The organism is Spongisporangium articulatum, from assembly GCF_044465595.1.
GTDB lineage: Bacteria > Actinomycetota > Actinomycetes > Actinomycetales > Kineosporiaceae > Spongisporangium > Spongisporangium articulatum.
This window is the reverse complement of record NZ_JBITLV010000003.1, coordinates 113,954-131,949: the sequence shown is the minus strand read 5'-3', so window position 1 is coordinate 131,949 and position 17,996 is coordinate 113,954. Positions and strand designations below refer to the sequence as shown.

Annotated in this window: 15 protein-coding genes, 1 tRNA gene and 1 pseudogene; 9 read left to right on the top strand and 8 right to left on the bottom strand. The window is 72.6% G+C overall.

What is annotated here, in order from left to right; all coding sequences use genetic code 11:
- Positions 1 to 249: 249 nt before the first annotated feature.
- The 3 genes from ACIB24_RS10305 to ACIB24_RS10295 are packed head-to-tail and all read left to right on the top strand — an operon-like array spanning position 250 to position 5,091.
- Complete coding sequence (locus ACIB24_RS10305) at positions 250 to 2,652, top strand: glycoside hydrolase family 3 N-terminal domain-containing protein (RefSeq protein WP_398279164.1); 2,403 nt, start codon at positions 250 to 252, stop codon at positions 2,650 to 2,652.
- Positions 2,645 to 3,706 (top strand): LacI family DNA-binding transcriptional regulator, encoded by a 1,062-nt coding sequence (locus ACIB24_RS10300; protein WP_398279161.1) that lies wholly within the window; start codon positions 2,645 to 2,647, stop codon positions 3,704 to 3,706. The genes ACIB24_RS10305 and ACIB24_RS10300 overlap by 8 nt, the downstream gene beginning before the upstream one ends.
- Positions 3,706 to 5,091: a GH1 family beta-glucosidase gene (locus tag ACIB24_RS10295; RefSeq protein ID WP_398279158.1), complete on the top strand. Its 1,386-nt coding sequence runs from the start codon at positions 3,706 to 3,708 to the stop codon at positions 5,089 to 5,091. The genes ACIB24_RS10300 and ACIB24_RS10295 overlap by 1 nt, the downstream gene beginning before the upstream one ends.
- On the opposite strand, the gene ACIB24_RS10290 is transcribed toward ACIB24_RS10295, so the two are convergent.
- The 3 genes from ACIB24_RS10290 to ACIB24_RS10280 all read right to left on the bottom strand — a co-directional run bounded on the left by ACIB24_RS10290 (position 5,057) and on the right by ACIB24_RS10280 (position 6,886).
- The gene (locus tag ACIB24_RS10290; protein ID WP_398279155.1) at positions 5,057 to 5,800 is read right to left on the bottom strand and encodes a sigma 54 modulation/S30EA ribosomal C-terminal domain-containing protein; all 744 of its coding nucleotides are present in this window, start codon (positions 5,798 to 5,800) and stop codon (positions 5,057 to 5,059) included. The two genes, ACIB24_RS10295 and ACIB24_RS10290, sit on opposite strands and share 35 nt — an antisense overlap.
- Positions 5,801 to 5,934: 134 nt before the next feature.
- The gene (locus tag ACIB24_RS10285) at positions 5,935 to 6,366 is read right to left on the bottom strand and encodes a universal stress protein (protein ID WP_398279152.1); all 432 of its coding nucleotides are present in this window, start codon (positions 6,364 to 6,366) and stop codon (positions 5,935 to 5,937) included.
- Positions 6,367 to 6,466: 100 nt separating this feature from the next.
- Entirely contained in the window at positions 6,467 to 6,886 is a 420-nt protein-coding gene (locus ACIB24_RS10280; protein ID WP_398279149.1) for a pyridoxamine 5'-phosphate oxidase family protein, read from the bottom strand.
- An 85-nt stretch (positions 6,887 to 6,971) separates the two neighbouring features.
- Between ACIB24_RS10280 and ACIB24_RS10275 the strand changes: the two genes are divergently transcribed.
- Together ACIB24_RS10275 and ACIB24_RS10270 are read left to right on the top strand one after the other, a co-directional pair.
- Positions 6,972 to 8,435: an aldehyde dehydrogenase family protein gene (locus tag ACIB24_RS10275; RefSeq protein WP_398279146.1), complete on the top strand. Its 1,464-nt coding sequence runs from the start codon at positions 6,972 to 6,974 to the stop codon at positions 8,433 to 8,435.
- A gap of 146 nt (positions 8,436 to 8,581) precedes the next feature.
- Positions 8,582 to 10,414: a phosphoenolpyruvate carboxykinase (GTP) gene (locus ACIB24_RS10270; protein ID WP_398279143.1), complete on the top strand. Its 1,833-nt coding sequence runs from the start codon at positions 8,582 to 8,584 to the stop codon at positions 10,412 to 10,414.
- A 91-nt stretch (positions 10,415 to 10,505) separates the two neighbouring features.
- Here the strand turns inward: ACIB24_RS10270 and ACIB24_RS10265 are convergent.
- From ACIB24_RS10265 to ACIB24_RS10250, 4 genes and pseudogenes are all read right to left on the bottom strand, one after another.
- A pseudogene (locus ACIB24_RS10265) lies at positions 10,506 to 10,697 on the bottom strand (RNA polymerase subunit sigma-24); the annotation flags it as partial.
- A 62-nt stretch (positions 10,698 to 10,759) separates the two neighbouring features.
- Positions 10,760 to 11,926, bottom strand: a complete 1,167-nt coding sequence (locus ACIB24_RS10260) for an acyl-CoA dehydrogenase family protein (protein WP_398279140.1) — start codon at positions 11,924 to 11,926, stop codon at positions 10,760 to 10,762.
- Positions 11,927 to 12,004: 78 nt separating this feature from the next.
- Positions 12,005 to 12,625 (bottom strand): SIMPL domain-containing protein, encoded by a 621-nt coding sequence (locus ACIB24_RS10255; RefSeq protein WP_398279137.1) that lies wholly within the window; start codon positions 12,623 to 12,625, stop codon positions 12,005 to 12,007.
- The gene (locus ACIB24_RS10250; protein WP_398279134.1) at positions 12,622 to 13,905 is read right to left on the bottom strand and encodes a hypothetical protein; all 1,284 of its coding nucleotides are present in this window, start codon (positions 13,903 to 13,905) and stop codon (positions 12,622 to 12,624) included. Before ACIB24_RS10250 ends, ACIB24_RS10255 begins: the two co-directional genes overlap by 4 nt.
- Positions 13,906 to 13,999: 94 nt before the next feature.
- Between ACIB24_RS10250 and ACIB24_RS10245 the strand changes: the two genes are divergently transcribed.
- From ACIB24_RS10245 to ACIB24_RS10230, 4 genes are all read left to right on the top strand, one after another.
- Complete coding sequence (locus ACIB24_RS10245) at positions 14,000 to 14,758, top strand: phosphatase PAP2 family protein (RefSeq protein ID WP_398279131.1); 759 nt, start codon at positions 14,000 to 14,002, stop codon at positions 14,756 to 14,758.
- Positions 14,759 to 14,772: 14 nt separating this feature from the next.
- Positions 14,773 to 15,093, top strand: a complete 321-nt coding sequence (locus tag ACIB24_RS10240; RefSeq protein WP_398279128.1) for a hypothetical protein — start codon at positions 14,773 to 14,775, stop codon at positions 15,091 to 15,093.
- A 62-nt stretch (positions 15,094 to 15,155) separates the two neighbouring features.
- Positions 15,156 to 15,572 (top strand): ANTAR domain-containing protein, encoded by a 417-nt coding sequence (locus tag ACIB24_RS10235; RefSeq protein WP_398279125.1) that lies wholly within the window; start codon positions 15,156 to 15,158, stop codon positions 15,570 to 15,572.
- A gap of 105 nt (positions 15,573 to 15,677) precedes the next feature.
- Positions 15,678 to 15,761 (top strand) — tRNA-Leu (locus tag ACIB24_RS10230).
- A gap of 42 nt (positions 15,762 to 15,803) precedes the next feature.
- Here the strand turns inward: ACIB24_RS10230 and ACIB24_RS10225 are convergent.
- Positions 15,804 to 17,912, bottom strand: a complete 2,109-nt coding sequence (locus tag ACIB24_RS10225) for a cytochrome c oxidase assembly protein (protein ID WP_398279122.1) — start codon at positions 17,910 to 17,912, stop codon at positions 15,804 to 15,806.
- Positions 17,913 to 17,996: the final 84 nt, after the last annotated feature.

Genomic DNA, 17,996 nt, shown 5'->3' with positions numbered 1-17,996 from the left:
TCTCCGTTGCACTCGCGCCTCGCGCGGCGGCGGGCGGATGGGACCGGACACGCGCCGCGTCCAGTCATGTCCCGGAGGTGCGGCATTCCGGCGACAACTTTCGACGGCGACCGCAACCGAACGTAGGTTTCGAGAATTCTGGTGTCAAGAGGGTTGCGCAAAAGTTACGGACGACCGAGAGTTGGTGCCCAGTGATCTGCGAAAACACGCTCTGAAACAACAAAGTCGGCCAGCGGTTAAGGTGGTGCCATGTTCGAAACTTTCGAAGGGCAGGCCTGGTCCGACCCGGCGCTCGAACCGGACCGCCGCGTCGCACTCCTCCTGGCCGAGCTCACGCTCGAGGAGAAGGTCGGTCAGCTCGGGAGCCGCTGGCTCGGCAACGACATGCAGGACGAGGACACGCCGCCGGACGCTGACGCGCTCAACGTCGCGCCGATGCAGGACGTGTTCGCCGCCTCCGGCACCGTCCCGCTGGAAACCGCTGCGGCACAGGGGATGGGCCACCTGACCCGGATCTACGGCAGTCGGCCCGTGAGCCCCGAGGAGGGGGCGGCCGAACTGGTCCGCCAGCAGCGCATCGTGGTGGCGAACTCGCGGCTGCGGATCCCGGCGATCGTGCACGAGGAGTGCCTGACCGGCCTGACCAGCTACGGCGCCACCGTCTACCCGGCCCCGCTGGCCTGGGCCGCGACCTTCGACCCCGAACTGGTCGAGCGGGTCGGTTCCGCCATCGGCCGCGACCTCGCCGCCCTCGGCGTCCACCAGGGCCTCGCGCCGGTGATGGACGTCGTGCGCGACTACCGGTGGGGCCGCGTCGAGGAGACGATGGGTGAGGACCCGTACCTGGTCGCCACCACCGGTGCCGCCTACGTGCGCGGCGTGGAGGGCGCGGGCGTCATCGCCACCCTGAAGCACTTCGCCGGCTACTCGGCCAGCCGCGGCGCCCGCAACCACGGGCCCGTCTCGATGGGCCGGCGCGAACTGCTGGACGTCGTGCTGCCGCCCTTCGAGCACGCGATCCGCCTCGGCGGGGTCGGCTCGGTGATGAACTCCTACTCCGACGTGGACGGCGTACCGGCCGGTGCCGACCCGTGGTTGCTGACCGAGATCCTTCGTGATGCATGGCATTTCGACGGAACCGTGGTGTCCGACTACTGGTCGGTCCCGTTCCTGGCCACCATGCACCGGGTCGCCGCGGACTTCGCCGACGCGGGCGTGCTGGCCCTGCAGGCCGGGATCGACGTCGAGCTGCCCGACACCCTCGGGTTCGGCCCGACGCTCGTCGAGGCGGTGCGCGACGGCCGGCTCGACGAGGCGGTCGTCGACCGCGCGGCCGCGCGCATCCTGCGGCAGAAGGTCCGGCTCGGCCTGCTGGACGACGGATGGACGCCGGAGGGCTCGGTCGCCGGCGCCGCCGCCGTCGAGCTGGACTCGACCGCCAACCGGGCGCTGGCCCGCGAGGTGGCCGAGCGCTCCGTCGTCCTGCTCGACCCCGGCACCGCCCTGCCGTTGCTCGGCGACGACCGCCCGGCGGCGCTGTCGAGGGTGGCCGTCGTGGGGCCGACCGCGGCCGACCCGCGCACGTTCATGGGCTGCTACGCCTTCCCCAACCACGTGCTGCCCCGGTACCCGGGGCTGGGGCTCGGGCTCGACGTCCCGACCGCGCTCGACGCGCTGCGCGCCGAACTGCCCGGGGTGGACGTCGTGCACGAGACGGGCTGCGAGGTGACCGGTTCCGAGCGGGGCGGCTTCGCCGCGGCCGTGGACGCCGCCCGCGGGTCGGACCTCTGTCTCGCCTTCGTCGGTGACCTGGCGGGGTTGTTCGGGTACGGCTCGTCGGGTGAGGGGTGCGACGCCGACGACCTGAACCTGCCCGGCGTCCAGGCCGAACTGCTGGCGGCCCTGCTCGACACCGGCACCCCCGTGGTCGTCGTCGTGGTCTCCGGAAGGCCCTACGCACTGGGCGATTTCGCAGACCGGGCGGCGGGGCTCGTGCAGGCCTTCATGCCCGGCGAGGAGGCGGGGGCGGCGATCGCCGGGGTGCTGTCCGGGCGCACGGTGCCGACCGGCAAGCTGCCCGTCCAGATCCCGCGTACCCCCGGCGGCCAGCCCGGCACGTACCTCCAGCCGCCGCTGGGCACCGAGGACGCGGGCATCAGCAGCCTGCACGCCGCCCCGCTGTTCCCCTTCGGGTTCGGACGCTCCTACACGACGTTCGCGCTGTCGGACCCCGAGGTGAGCGCCGCGGAGGTGCCCACCGACGGGGAGCTGACCCTCGGCGTCCGGGTCACCAACACCGGGCCCCGCGCCGGGGCCGAGGTGGTCCAGCTCTACCTGCGGGACGTCGTCGCGCCGGTCGCCCTACCCACCCGTCGCCTGATCGGTTACGCGCGGGTCGAGCTGCGTCCCGGCGAACAGGCCGACGTACGCTTCACGGTGCATACCGACCGCACGGCGTTCACGGGGCGCGACCTGACCCGCGTCGTCGAACCAGGGGAGCTGGAGCTGCTCGTGGGAACCTCAGCGGGCGACCTGCCCGGTCGCGCGACCGTGCACCTGACCGGGCCGGTGCGCACCGTCGGGCACGACCGGGTGCTGCTGACGCCGGTCGATGTGAGGCCGGTCGACGTCAGGCCGGTCGGCCGTGACTGAACCCCGGGCCCCCCGCGCGACACTGTCCACGATCGCCGAGGCGGCCGGCGTCTCGATCGCGACCGTCTCCAAGGTGCTCAACGGCCGCTCGGACGTCGCCCCGAGCACCCGCGCCCTGGTCCAGGAACTGTTGCGCCAGCACGACTACGTGGGCCGGCAGCGCACGGAGCCCGACGGCCAGCGGTCGGCCCGGGCGTTCCAGGTCAGCGGGCCGAGCGTCGAGCTGTTGTTCCACAACGACCTCAACGCGTACGGCGTCGAGGTGGTGCAGGGCGTGCTGGACGCCGGGGCCGCCGCCCAGGTGGCCGTGATCGTCAGCCGCCGCGAGGACCAGCCCGCCGGGGGCACCGGGGCCGACTGGGTCGCCGACCTGGTCCGGGCCGGTCGCCGGGCGGTCATCTCCGTGGTCGACGAGCTGTCGGCGGACGACATCGCCGCCCTCGACAAGGTGCGGCTGCCGCTGGTCGTCGTCGACCCGCTGAACCTGCCCGACGCGCAGATCACCAGCATCGGTTCGACCAACTTCGCCGGGGGCCTGTCCGCCACCCAGCACCTGCTCGAGCTGGGGCACCGCCGCATCGCCTACATCGGCGGGCCGGTCACCGCCGCCTGCAACCAGGCCCGGGCGGCGGGTTTCCGGGCCGCGGTCGAGGCCGCCGGCGAGGAGGTGCCGGACGCCTACGTGCGCACCGGTGACTTCATGTTCGACAGCGCGCTCAAGCAGGCGATGGTGCTGCTCGACCTGCCCGAGCCGCCGACCGCGGTGTTCGCCGGCAGCGACGAGACCGCCCTGGCCGTGATCGAGGCGGCCCGCTCGCGTGGGCTGCGGGTGCCCGAGGACCTCAGCGTGGTCGGTTTCGACGACACGTTGATGGCCAAGATGTCGTCGCCCGCGTTGACCACCGTGCGCCAGCCGCTGCGCGAGATGGGGGCCGTCGCCCTGCGCACCGCGCTGCGCCTGGTGGCCGGGGAGGAGCTCGACTCCCACCATGTCGAGCTGGCCACCCGGCTGATCGTGCGTGACTCCACGGAAGCTCTGCGCGAGGAGGCGTGATGAGTGACGTACTGTTCCCGGCCGGGTTCGCCTGGGGGACGGCGACCGCCAGCTACCAGATCGAGGGCGCGGTCAAGGAGGGCGGCCGGTCGCCGTCCATCTGGGACACGTTCTCCCACCTGCCGGGCCGGGTCGCAGGCGGCGACCACGGCGACGTCGCCGACGACCACTACAACCGCTATCGCGAGGACGTCGCGCTGCTGGCCGACCTCGGGGTCACGCACTACCGGTTCTCGCTGGCCTGGCCGCGGTTGCAGCCCGCCGGCCGGGGCGGGCTGAACCCGGACGGCGTCGACTTCTACTCGCGCCTGGTCGACGAGCTGCTCGCGCACGACATCCAGCCGTGGGTCACGCTCTACCACTGGGACCTGCCCCAGGACCTGGAGGACGCCGGGGGTTGGCCGGCGCGGGACACGGCGTACCGCTTCGCCGACTACGCGGCCGCCGTGCACCGCCGGCTGCACGACCGGATCCGGTACTGGACGACGATGAACGAACCCTGGTGCTCGGCGTTCCTCGGGTACGCCTCCGGGGTGCACGCGCCCGGGCGCACCGAACCGGCGGCCGCGCTGGCCGCCGCGCATCACCTGATGCTCGGCCACGGGCTGGGCGTGCAGGCCATGCGGGCCGCGGATCCCGACGCCTCGTACGGCATCACGCTCAACCTGACCCCGACGGTGCCCGCCACCGACTCACCCGCCGACGTCGACGCGGCCCGCCGGGTCGACGCCGTGTCGAACCGGATCTTCCTCGACCCGATCCTGCGCGGTCGCTACCCCGAGGACCTGCGGGCCGACGTCGAGGCCGTCAGCGACCTGGGTTTCGTGCAGGACGGCGACGAGATCGTGACGGGGACCCCGCTCGACGTCCTGGGCGTGAACTACTACTTCCGGGCCGCGGTGTCGGCCGACGAGGGGAGCCTCCGCTACGAGGGCGCCCCCTCGGCGTGGGTGGGCAGCGAGGACGTGCGCCAGGTCGGGACCGGGTTGCCGGTCACGGACATGGGCTGGGAGATCGACCCGACCGGGCTGTACGACGTGCTCACCGGGCTGGCCCGCGACTACGACCCGATCCCGTTGTACGTGACGGAGAACGGCGCCGCCTACCCCGACGTGGTCTCGCCCGACGGCGCCGTGCACGACCACGAGCGGATCGCCTTCCTGGACGGGCACTTCCGCGCCGCGGCCCGGGCCATCGACGACGGCGTCGACCTGCGCGGCTACTTCGTCTGGAGCCTGCTCGACAACTTCGAGTGGGCCTACGGGTACGCGAAACGCTTCGGCCTGGTGCACGTCGACTACGACACCCAGGTGCGTACGCCGAAGGACAGCGCCCTCTGGTTCGCCGAGGTCACCCGTCGGAACGGCCTGCGGGGGCCGGGCTGAGCAGCCCCAGGTCGCCGTCGAGCCGGCGGTACAGCACGCACCCGCGGCCGGTCGCCCGGTCGGTGAAGAAGAGGTACGGCTCGTCGAGGATCACCAGCCGCGTGACCGCCTCCTCCTCGGTGAGCACCGGCGGCGGCTCGGTGTCGAGGTGGACCGCGGTCTCGAACGGCACCAGGTTCCACGGCTCGGGGACGGTCTGCAGCAGGGCGTAGCCCGCGTCCGCGTCCCGGACGACGACACTGTCCGTGCCCGAGCTGTCCTCCACGAACAGGTGGAAGTCGTAGTCCATGAACTCCAGCTCGTCGACCGCGACATCGATCGTGCAGGTCGACAGCAGCGCGGACTTGCGGCGGCTGACCCGGGGTTCGGCACCGGGGAGCGGGGCCGGGTGGGCCGCCCGGTCGCGCGGCCGGCGGTCGAGGTTCTCCAGACGTGACCGCAGCCGGTCGGCGAGCCGGTCGACGGCCTCGGCCACCGTCGTCCCCCGGGTCTGCACCCGCACCGGGCGCCCGGCGACGTCGAGGCGCACCTGGGCCACGATCACGGCCGGCTTCTCGTGCTCGTGCCGGGACAACCGGCCGCGTACGTGACCGACGGGCCCGGGGGCCCCGCGCAGGGCGGACTGGAGCCTGGTCTCCAGGTAGTCGGCCCCGTCCGGCGTGACCTCGCCGTGACGCTGCACGTCCAGTTGCCAACGTTCGCTGAGCATCGAACTGCCTCTCGTCCTGCGCGGCCGGGCGCCGTCGCGGGCCCAGCCTGCTGCTGAACGGGGTCGGGCAGTACGGCCGGACGGTCTGCCGGACAGGGACTTTCGACCTGCCGTCGACTCCCGGCCCGACCGGGTCAGGTCGAGCGGGTGACCTCGAGCAGCGGAGCGGCCACCGCCCCGGACAACCGGCGGCTGGCCGACCCCAGCGCCCGGGGCGGTGCGTCGTGGTTGCCGCGGTCACCGAGCACCAGGACGGCGCACGAGCGGAACGGTTCGACCTCGGGGTCGACCTCGTCGAACGAGAGCACGTGACAGGCCACCCGAAGCCCCGGTCGCCGGACGGCCAGGTAGGCGCGGGCCTCGTCGAGCGCCCGGCGCGCCACCTTGCGGGCCTGGCGGCCGTAGGGCGGGCGCTCGCTCAGGCACTGGGCGTCGTCCTCGACCCGGATCAGCGTCACCAGCGACAGCGGCACGCCGCGCCGCTCGGCCTCCGCGGCCGCCGCGTCGAGCACCTCGGGGCCCTGCCACCGTCCGTCGTAGCCGACCACCACGCGACCCTGCGTCATGTCGATCTCCCTTCCCTCGAGCTCAACGTGACTCTGCCACCGCCGGTTCCACGGCGTCAGGGGCGAAAGTCCCGCACGGGAAGGCCGTTCAGGGCCCGGCTCAGAGGGCGACGAGCCGCCGGCCGGTCACCCGTTCCAGCGGGATGGCGATGACCAGGTCGTGCTCGCCCCGCACCCACGGGTCGTCCGGGATGCGGGCCGGGTTCGCGACCGTGCTGCGCCCGATGACGGTGATGCTCCAGCCGGTGCGGGCGACCGGGTCGATCTCGTCCACCTGGAGGGCGACCACGGTGTTCAGCGCGGCCCGCGCCGCGCGGGACCGGAAGGACACCCGCACGAGGAGGGCCTCGTCGTCCAGCCGGATGTTGACGGGGATCACCTCCGGCAGGGCGCCGTACGTGTAGACGAGCCGCCCGAAGGGGGCGGCGGCCAGCAGCCGGCGGGCCTCGACGGGGCTCATGTCCTCCGTCGACCGTGCGGCCGGCGGGCCGGGGGACGCATGGGTGGTCGGCTTGCTCATCCCTCGACGGTAGGCAGGCGGGGACGGCCCGGTCAGGGCCGGAAGTCCCGTTCCCGGTGGGACCCGCGGGTGGCAGGCTGGGGCCATGGCAGCCCTCAGGTCGAACCCGAAGCTGTACGTCGCAGGCCGGTTCGTCGACGGCACCGGCGCGGGGGCCACCCCGGTCGTCTCGCCCGTCACCGGGCAGACGCTGGCCGAGCTGCCGGACGTCGGGCGCGCGGACGTCGACGCGGCCGTGGCGGCCGCCCGGGTCGCCTTCGACGACTACCGGCACTGGACGGCGTCCGAGCGGGCGCAGCTGTGCCACCGGGTGGCCCGCCTGATCGAGGCCGACGCCGCGGAACTGGCCCGGCTGACCACCCTGGAGCAGGGCAAGCCGTACGCCGCCGAGGCGGTCGTCGACGTCGAGGACACGGCGGCGCTGTTCACCGACTCGGCGGAGGACGCGAAACGCCTCTTCGGCGAAGTGATCCCGTCGACGTCGCGGACCAAGCGGATGTTCACGTTCCGGGTCCCGGTCGGGGTCTGGGCCGCCGTGACGCCCTGGAACTTCCCACTCATGATCATGACGGAGTTCGTGGCGCCGGCCCTGGCCACGGGCAACGCGGTGGTGGCCAAGCCGCCGGGCCACACGCCACTGGCCTGCCTGCGGCTGGGCGAGCTCCTCACGGAGGCGGGCGTTCCCGAGGGCCTGGTCTCGATCCTGCCGGGCGACGGCCCGGTGGGGGAGCAGCTGGTCACCCACCCGGGGGTCGACGCGATCGGGTTCGTCGGGTCGAGCGCCACGGCCGAGCGGATCGTGCGGGCGGCCGGGTTGAAGCGGTCGATCATCGAGGCCAGCGGGAACGGGCCGGTCGTCGTCCTGGACGACGCCGACCTGGAGCACGCGGCCGAGGCGGCGGTGTACGGCGCGTACTGGAACGCCGGCCAGGTGTGCTGCGCCACGGAGCGGGTGCTGGTCCAGGCCGAGGTGCACGAGGAGTTCGTCGCGGCGGTGCTCAAGGCGCGCTCGGCGGCGGTGCTCGGCGACCCGTTCGACGACGCCACCACGATGGGCCCGCTGAACAACGAGACCAGCGCCGCGAAGATGGACCGGCACGTCGCCGACGCCGTCGCCCAGGGCGCCTCGGTGCTGGCGGGCGGGGCGCGCCGCGCGGGCATGCCGACCGACCTCTACTACGAGTTCACGGTGCTGGACGACGTGACCCCGGCCATGGCCGTGGCCCGCGAGGAGTCGTTCGGCCCGGTACTGCCGATCGTGCCGGTGGCGGGCGGGGACGACGAGCTGCTGCGGGTCGCCAACGCCGACCCGCTGGGCCTGCAGGGGGCGGTGTTCACCTCGTCGCTGCCGCGGGCGTTCCGGTTCGGTGAGGAGCTGCGCTGCGGTTCCGTGGTGGTGAACGACTCGACCGACTACTTCGAGGGGGCCCAGCCGTTCGGCGGGGCGGCCGGGAGCCGGACCGGCTGGGGCCGGGTCGGCGGCCTGGCCCAGCTTCGGGACATGACCGACACTCGGTGCATGATCGTCGGGCTCGACCGAGGCATGTGAAATAGCTCACACGCGTTTCCGCAGGCTGTCCGGACAAAGTGCCGGGAGTAACACGCTGAACGCCTGGCTGTTACCGCAGGGTCCACTACCGTCGAGCCCCAGTACACCCCGCAGTCGCAGGGGACTCGGACGCAGGAGGTTCCGACGTGGCAGACGTTTTGGCAGTGCTCGACGAGGCGGGTGTGAAGAACCCGCACGTGCGTGAGTACGTGGCCTACTGGGCCGAACTCACGGGTGCCGCCCGCGTCGAGGTGGTGAGCGCGGCGGACGACGCGCGCCTGCTCCAGGAGGCCGTGGCCGCCGGTGAGCTGCTGCCCGCGGGCGACAACCTCTACTACTCGCGCAGCTACCAGAAGGACACGGCGCGCTCCGAGGAGCGCACGATCGTGGCCTCGAACAAGGAGTCCGACAAGGGCGCCTACAACAACTGGCGGCCCGCCTCGGAGATGAAGCCGAAGCTGGAGTCGCTCATGCGCGGCGCCTCCGTGGGCAAGACGATGTACGTCGTCCCCTACCTGATGGCGCCCCCCGGCTCGCCGCTGGAGGCGTACGCGGCCGGCGTCGAGCTGACCGACAGCCGCACCGTCGTCCTGCACATGATCCGGATGGCCCGCGTCGGCAAGGACTTCATCGAGAACCTGGCCGACCCGAACAGCTTCGTCCGGGCCGTGCACGTGACCGGTGACCTGGAGAACCTGGGCCACGGCACCCCCGACGACAAGCGCTACTTCGTGACGATCGGCGACGAGCGCACGATCCTGCACTTCGGGTCGTCCTACGGCGGCAACGCGCTGCTGGGCAAGATCGCCCACGGTCTGCGCCAGGCCGCCTACGACGGCTGGGCGAGCGGCAAGTTCCTCGCCGAGCAGTTCATGCTGTTGGGCATCACCGACAAGGAGACCGGGAAGAAGTACCACATCTGTGGTGGCTTCCCGAGCGCCTCGGGCAAGACCAACCTGGCCATGACCCTGGCGCCGGACGCGCTCGGCGACCGGTACCACGTGGAGTTCTACGGCGACGACATCGCGTGGCTGTGGGTGGACCCCACCGACGGCAAGCTCTACGGGATGAACCCGGAGTTCGGCGTCTTCGGGGTCGCCAAGGACACGAACGAGGTCACGAACCCGACGGCGCTGGACGCGATCGCTCCCGGCACCGGCGCGATCTTCACGAACATCGCCTACAACGAGAAGACCCACGAGGTCTGGTTCGAGGGGCGCACGAAGAACCCGCCGGAGGACCTCGACGGCTGGCTCGACTGGAAGGGCGAGCGCATCGCCGACCGCGAGCCGGGCGACGACTCGCCGTGGGCGCACCCGAACAGCCGGTTCACCACCACGCTGGCCAACGTGCCGAACGTGGCGCCGGACTTCGAGGACCCCAAGGGTGTCCCGATCGACGCGATCATCTTCGGCGGCCGCACCCGCGACCGCGAGCCGCTGGTGCGCGCGATCAAGGACCTGGCCGAGGGCGTCTACGACGGCCTGACCCTGGGCGCCGAGGCGACCTTCGCCGCGGACGGCCTCGACGGCCAGCTGCGCTACGACCCGATGTCGATGCGGCCGTTCATGTCCTACCCCGAGGGTGACTACGCGGCGCACTGGCTGAAGATCGTCGGCGCGGCCACGGAGCAGCCGATCTTCGCGCACGTCAACTGGTTCCAGCGCGGCGACGACGGCCGGTTCCTGTGGCCGGGCTACCGCGAGAACCTGCGCCCGCTGCTGTGGCTCATGCAGCTGAAGAACGGCGAGGTCACCGGCGTCGAGACGCCCGTCGGCATCATCCCGACCGTCGAGGAGCTGAACCTCGAGGGCCTGGAGGTCGACGCCGACGACCTCAACACCATCCTGACCATCGACGTCGAGCGGTGGAAGCAGGAGATCGGGTTCCGCGAGAAGCACCTGGCCGGGTTCCCGAACCTGCCCGAGGAGATCTGGGCGGCGCACCGCCGCGTGGCGGACGCCCTCAACGCCGAGTGATCCGCAGTTAGCCGCAGAGAGCGGGGTGATCAGGGCCGGGAACGGCTCCGATCACCCCGCTTTCTGCTGCCCGCCGCGGTGCGCTCGTCGGTCAGGGCAGGCCGCGGCGGGTCCGGGTCAGTTCGTGCATCATCGCCCAGGCGTCGGCGACCGGCCCTAGGTGGGCGAGCTTGTCGGGGTTCACGACCGTGCGGATCGCCTGCACCCGCCCGCCGAGCACGTCCAGCGCCATGGCCCCCGCGACCCGCCCGTCCCGGTCGCGCAGCATCGCGCCGGGCTGGCCGAACCGACCGAACCGCTGTCGGTCACGGGACGAGGCAGCCCCGCGGGCCGTGACACGGACCTCTAGCGCAGCAGCTGGCGGGCCATCACGATGCGCTGGATCTGGTTGGTGCCCTCGTAGATCTGGGTGATCTTGGCGTCGCGCATCATCCGCTCGACGGGGAAGTCCTGCGTGTAGCCGGCCCCGCCGAGCAGCTGGACGGCGTCGGTCGTGACCTGCATGGCGACGTCCGCCGCCTTGCACTTGGCCGCCGCGCCGAAGAAGCCGAGGTCGGCTTCGTTGCGGTCGGACTTGCCCGCCGCCACGTAGACGAGGGCCCGGGCCGCCGCGAGCTCCATCGCCATGTCGGCGAGCATGAACTGCAGGCCCTGGAACTCGGCGATCGCCTTGCCGAACTGGCGGCGCTCCTTCACGTAGGCGGTGGCCACGTCGAGAGCGCCCTGGGCGATGCCGAGCGCCTGTGCGCCGATGGCCACGCGCGAGTGGTCGAGGGTGCGCAGGGCGATCTTCAGGCCCTCGCCGGGGGCGCCGATCATCCGGTCGCCGGGGATGCGCACGTGGTCGAGGATGACCTCGCGGGTGGGGGAGCCCTTGATCCCCAGCTTGCGCTCCTTCTCGCTGAAACTCACCCCCTCGTCGGTCTTCTCGACGACGAAGGCGCTGACGTTCGCGCCCCGCCGGCCGTCGGGGTCGGTGACCGCCATGACCGTGTAGTACTCGGACTCGCCGGCGTTGCTGATCCACGCCTTGGTGCCGGTGAGCACCCAGTCGTCGCCGTCGGGCACGGCGCGGGTCTTCATCGACGCGGTGTCGCTGCCCGCCTCACGCTCCGACAGCGCGTAGGAGAACAGGGCGTCACCGTTCGCGACGGGGGTCAGGTACTTGTGCTTCAGCTCCTCGCTCGCGCCGAGCATCAGGGGGAGCGTGGCCAGCTTGTTGACGGCCGGGATCAGCGAGGACGACGTGCAGGCCCGCGCGATCTCCTCGATCACGATGCAGCTGGCCAGCGCGTCGGCCCCCACCCCGCCGTACTCGGCCGGGATGTGCGGGGCGTGGAACTGGCCGTCGATCAGCGCCTGGTACGACTCCTGCGGGAAGCTGGCCGTCGCGTCGACCTCGGCCGCGTGCGGGGCGATCTTGTCCTCGGCGAGGTGCCGCACGGCGGCGCGCAGCTCCTCGTAGTCCTCGGGCACGCTGAAGAGGCCGGGGTCGTTCGTCTGACTCGCCATGGCCCCATTGTCGGCCCTCGCCGGGGGGTCAAGCGGAGGGGGTCTCCTGTCCGGTTGATCACACGGCTGCGCGAGGGTTCAGGGTTCGAGCGCGTACCCGACCGTCACCCCGGCCGTGACCGTGATCCGGCCCGGCGGCAGGCCCGGGTCCGCGACGTCGGCCTTGAAGGCGACCGCGGGCCCACCTCCGCCCGCATCGCCGTCCTCGATGTGCAGCACCCGGCCCACCCGGACCCCGCCCGCCTCGGCGAGGAGTTCCGCCTTCCGCCGGGCCGCCTGCATCGCCGCCCGACGAGCGTGGTCGAGCAGGGCCTCCCGGTCGGCGACGTCGAAGTCGACGGACTGGATGCCGGTCACCCCCGCGGCGATCAGGTCGACCATCAACTGCGGCGCGTCGTCCGGGGTGCGGGTCTCCACGACGAACGTGGCGTCGCACTGGTGGCCGTCGAGGACCTGACGGCCCTCCGGGTAGCTCCAGACGGTGGTGAGGCGCAGATGGGCGTCCAGCACGGCGTCGGCCGCCACGCGGTGTTCGCCGAGCACGGCCCGCACGGCGGCCACAACGGCCCGCGCGCCGGCGAACGCCGCCGCCGGCTCGGTCGCCAGGTGGGTCACGCCGAAACCGATCCGCACCAGGTCCGGGGTGGCCTGCGCCGTGCCGGTCGCGGTGACGGACAACCCCCAGGGCGTGGCGATCACGACGACAACTCCCTCAGGTGGGGGACCGACCAGCGCCGGTCGAACAGGCTGGAGTCGCTCTCGTCCTCGGTGCGCAGGCCCTCGATCAGCCGGACGTAGCCGGGCAGGTCGAGGCCCCGCAGCAACTCGAGCAGGTCGGCCGCCGCTCCCACGGCCGGGGCGACGGGGGCCACGAAACGGTCGTACAGGCCGACGATCTGGTGGACCATCGCCAGGTGTCCGGCGCCGGGGTCGACGGACGGGAAGTTGGTCGCGGCGAAGTCCTCGGTGAAGACGATCGGCTCGACGGCCAGGGCCTGAGCGCCGTAGCGCTGGGTGAGGTGGATGAGCAGCTCGACGTCGAACGTCGCGTCGAAGCTGGACATCTCGGCGAGCACGGGCGCCAGCGCCGCCGCGTCGAAGGCCTTGAACCCGGCCTGCGTGTCGAGCACGTGGGCCAGGTCCGGGATCAGCAGGGCCCGCACGAAGTGCCGGAACAGGATGATCACCTTGTCCGGTTTCCCGCCCGTGCTGCGGGGTTCCGTGGAGATCCCGTCGGCGCGGACCAGCACCGCACCGGGCATCCCGTAGCGCTGCCCGAGAGTCGCGGCCACGCCGTCGGTCTCGAGGATGGGCCCGGCCAACGTGCCCGACATCGCCAGGTTCGAGGACAGGTCGGCGTCGGTGTAGGCGACGACGTGCCGCGCCTCGGGCGGGGTCTCGGCCCGGACGGCGTGCGCCAGGCCCGCGAGGATCGAGCCACCTTTGCGGGACTGGGCGGGGGAGGTCAGGACGTCGAACGCTCGCCCGATGCCCCGGCCGCCGCTCGCGATGTCGGCCAGGACGTCGGCCAGGCGGAGCACCGTCACGCCGCGGTGCCCGGCCGGCGGGTACCCCTCGGCCGCGACGATCTCCTGCATCACCTCGGAGCTCGACGGCACGTCGGGGCAGCCGTCGTCGACCGCAACGATGCTCCACGTGACCGGCAGGCCCGCGGTCAGCCAGTCGAGCTGCCGGACCTTCTCACGGACGAAGTCCTCACCGTGCTCGTGCTGCTCGCGCGGCACGATGCGACCCGTCTCGCCGTACATCGCCCACACCACGCTCAGGTGCACCGCGCCGCGCTCCGAGGCGGCCGCCAGTCGCGTGCGGGAGGCGGCCACGGCGGCGGCCTCGGCGGCGACGGCCGGCCCGCGCCCGTCGTCCACCGGTTCCCCGGCGAGCAGGCGGGTGGCGAGGCCGAGGACCGCGCCGTTCTGCTCCGAGTCGGTGAGGTCGCGGACGGTGTCCGTGGTCGGCATGGGCCCGAGCATCCCACCTGTGCGTTTCGTCCTTCACCCGATCGGGCGCCGAAAACGGAGAGACTTTTCCCTTTAGCTGGGTTATAACCGGAGGGTGCATCCGAATCTGACCCTGACCGGATGGCCCGCCCGGCGGCACGTGCGGCGCGGGTTCGTCGAGGCACTGCTCGTGCTCGGTGCCTTCGGGCTGTACAACCTCGGTCGCGTGCTCGCCGTCTCCGGGCGCCCGCGGGCCGACGGCGACGCCCGGCACGTCCTGGCCGTCGAACGGTGGCTGCACCTGCCCACCGAGGCGTGGGCGCAGGACCTCGTGCTCCCGCACCCGGCGCTCCTGTGGTTCGCCGACCACTACTACGAGTTCGTCCACTTCCCGCTCACCGCAGGCGTTCTCGTGTGGCTGTACCGGCACCGCCCGGCCGCCTACGAGTGGGCCAAGTACGCACTCCTGATCGGGACCGGGCTCGGCCTGCTCGTGCACATCGCGTTCCCCGTCACACCGCCGCGGCTGATGCCGAGCCTGCACATGGTGGACACCGGCGTGCAGTCCGGTTCGTCGGTCTACCAGGCGCCGGTGCTGTCCAGCCTGTCGAACCAGTACGCCGCCATGCCCAGCCTGCACGTCGGCTGGGCGTTCCTGCTCGCCGTCGTGATGATCGCGGCCACCCGCGGCCGGTGGCGCCCGCTGTGGCTGCTGCATCCGCTGGTGACCCTGGCCGTCGTCGTGGTCACCGCCAACCACTACTGGCTGGACGCCGTCGTCGGCGTCGCGTTCGTGGGCGTCGGTCTGGTGCTGGGCGCGGGGGCGGTGGCGGGCAGGGAATGGGACCGGCCGGCCCGGGTAGTACCGGTCTGATCGCAGGAGGCGACATGACTGGACGACCGACCCTGGCCATCGGGCTGGTGAGGATCCATCCGAACATGCTCCCCATGGCCCGCAGCGCTCTGTCCGTCGCGATGGGCGGCTTCGCGGCGCAGCGGGGGATGGCCCTGGAGGCGGTGGTCGGGGTGGGCGGTTCGCCGCTGCAGGACGAACTGGCCGTCCGGGCCCTGCTCGACCGGCTGCAGGAGCGGCAGGTGGGGGCGGTGGTCCTCGCGGACGACGTCCCGGCCTCGGTCCTCGTGCTCCTGCGTGCGCTGCCCGTGCGCATCGTGCAGGTGCCGAGCTCCGGGCTGACCCGCCGCGACTGATCCTCGCCCGGGCGGGTAGTGATCGGAGCATCAGCCGCGGACCCGAAGCCGAGGAGGTCGAGATGCGCGATGACGACGCGCAGGTCACCCGCGACCTGCTCAAGCGGGTGCTGGCCCTGCAGACCGAGGTCGACCAGCTGAAACGGGCGATGGAGACCCGCTCCGAGATCGGCATCGTCCTCGGCCTGCTGGCCGCGGGCTTCTCCCGGTCGACCGCCGACGGCTGGCGGATGCTGCGCGAACTGTCCAACTACTGCAACGTGCGGCTCGCCGAGGTGGCCCGGCTGCTGGTGGCCGTGCACGACGGCACCCCGCTGAACCGGGACGAGCGGCGCACCGCGACGCGCGTGGCCCCCGCCCTCGACGGCGTGATCGAACGGGCCCGGTCCCGCGAGGCGGCAGCCGGCGACGGGGTGCGCGCGGCGGGTGCGAGCGGGGGTCCCGCCCGGTCCGGGGGCGACGGGCCCGTGGCGGCGTGACGGGCTCTCCGGGCCGCCGCCGGGGAGGGGAGCGGCGGTCCGGAGCACACGCCCCTGCGTGCTAACCTCGACTCCGCTCTCCGGCTCCCCGCCGGGGTCGCCCACGTCCGGGTGGCGGAATTGGCAGACGCGCTAGCTTGAGGTGCTAGTGCCCGAAAGGGCATGGGGGTTCAAGTCCCCCCTCGGACACTCAGAACACATTGTGTAATGGGTGCGCAGAGCGCTGGACGGTCACGCCTCCCGTCGCTCACCAGGTCGGCCACCGGCGCGGGCCGCCAGCGCGGCGAGCCGCGCGTTGTAGTCCTTGAGGGCGGCGTCGCCGTCCCGGTCGGCCTGGCGGTCGAAGCGGCGGGCCTCCCGTTCGGACTCCCTCGCCCACAGCACCGCCACGGCCAGGGCCAGCAGCGGGGTAGGGATGTCCCCCGTGGCCCACGCGATGGCTGCGCCCGTGTGCTGGTCGTGCAGCAGGGCGGCGGTGTCGGTGATCCCGAGTTCGCGCCACCAGCCCGCGGCCAGCACCGTGCTGCTGCTCATCAGGACGACACTGAAGAAGGCGTGCACGGCCATGGTCATGATCAGGACGAGCAGCTTCAGCGGGTATCCGCTGCGCTGCGCCCCCGGGTCGGTGCCGATCAGCGACCAGGCGAAGAGGTAGCCGACGACGAGGAAGTGCGCCGTCATCAGCATGTGGCCCGTGTGGGTGGCCATCGCCAGTGGGAACAGCCGTGTGCTGTAGAAGACCACCAGGCTGCCGCTGAACAGCAGGCCGGCCACGGCCGGATGGCTGAGCAGCTGGTTGAGCCGCGAGTGGACGACGGTCAGCAGCCACTCACGGGGCCCGGCGCTGGAGTCCGCCCGGGCCGGGACGGCGCGCAGGGCCAGGGTGACCGGAGCCCCGACGACGAGCAGGGGCGGGACGCCGAGCATCAGCATCATGTGCATCAGCATGTGGCCGCTGAACGAGGTCATCCCGTACACGGTGGGTCCGCCACTGGTGAGCCAGGCCAGCAGCAGGCAGCCGACCGCCCAGGCCGTCGTGCGCCACCAGGGCCAGGCGTCGCCGCGTCGGCGCAGGCGGGCGGCCCAGGTGAGGTAGACACCGGCCAGTGCCGCGCTGATCGCCAGCAGCAGCCAGTCGACGTACCACTCGGTGAACACCGTGGTCGCTGACATCGGGGGCGGTGGGGCGAAGCCGACGAGGGCGCGGTAGGCGGCGTGCGGGCCGGCGGCCACGCTCTGCGGGACGGGCGGGGCGCTGCGCGACAGGGCCACGGCCGCCCCCGTCGCCAGACCCATGACCGCGAGCTCCGCGGCCAGGAGTCGTACGAACGGTCTCACGGCCCCCGGGTCGCGCTGCAACCTCGGCAGCGTGACCCGCCGGTGCATCCACCCGGCGAGCCCCAGGGCGAACAAGGCGCCGGTCTTGGTCAGCACCAGGACGCCGTAGCGCGTGTCGAGTCCCCGGAGCCCGCCGACCCGCAGCCAAGCGCTGTCGAGGCCGGAGAGGGCCACCGCCGCGAAGCACCAGGCGGCCACGACGGAGAACCGGGCGGCGATCCGGTCCAGGCGCAGCGGGCCCACGGAGCCGGTCATCCCAGGGAGGACGAGCATCAGGAGCGCCGCTGCGCCACCGACCCACACCGTGACGCCGACCAGGTGGGCCGCCAGGCTGTTCACCGCGTTCATGTGGTCGTTCGATCCCGAGGCGTGCCCGCCCAGCGCGAGCGGCGCCAGGGCGGCGAGCGAGGCCACTGTGGCCCAGGCGGCCGTCGTCAGCCGGCCCGCGAACAGCGCGAGGTAGGCACAGAGCAGGACGACGGCCAGGGTCACCAGGTAGATCTGGCCCAGTTCGATCTGCCCGGCGAAGAACACCAACTGCCGGCCGAAACCCGGCTGATCCAGCGGGATGCCCGTGATGTCGCTGCAGGTGAGCACCTCCATCGCCACGATCGAGGCGCCCCAGGCGCAGGCCGCCAGACCGCCCCACCGCACGACCCGCCCCCGCAGTCCCCGCAGCGCGAACCGGTCCTGCCCGTCGTCCGGCAGCATCGTCACGGCCACGACCAGCAGCCCGATCGTGCCGGCCGCGCACAGGTCGTGCACCGCGCGCACGACGGGCAACCCGTAGCGGACCACCGGCCCCGGGTCGAGGAGCTGCTGCCCGGCCAGCTCCCCGGTCAGCCCGAGGCCGGCGAGGGTGGCGAGTGCGGCCAGCACCGGCGCGGTGACGAGCCCGGCGCGGGCCCAGGGCCGAGCGGCCCCCGGCTCCGCGGGCGGGGGCGACGCGGAGGGCGCCCGCGGGGAGGCGCTGGACGGGGTGGGCTCGGCAGCCGTCGGCACAGGGCATCTGCTCTCAGGCGGTACGCCGTCGCGTGCTGGTGGCCGCTCGCGACGCCAGGGGTGATCATTGATTGAAGGCAAATA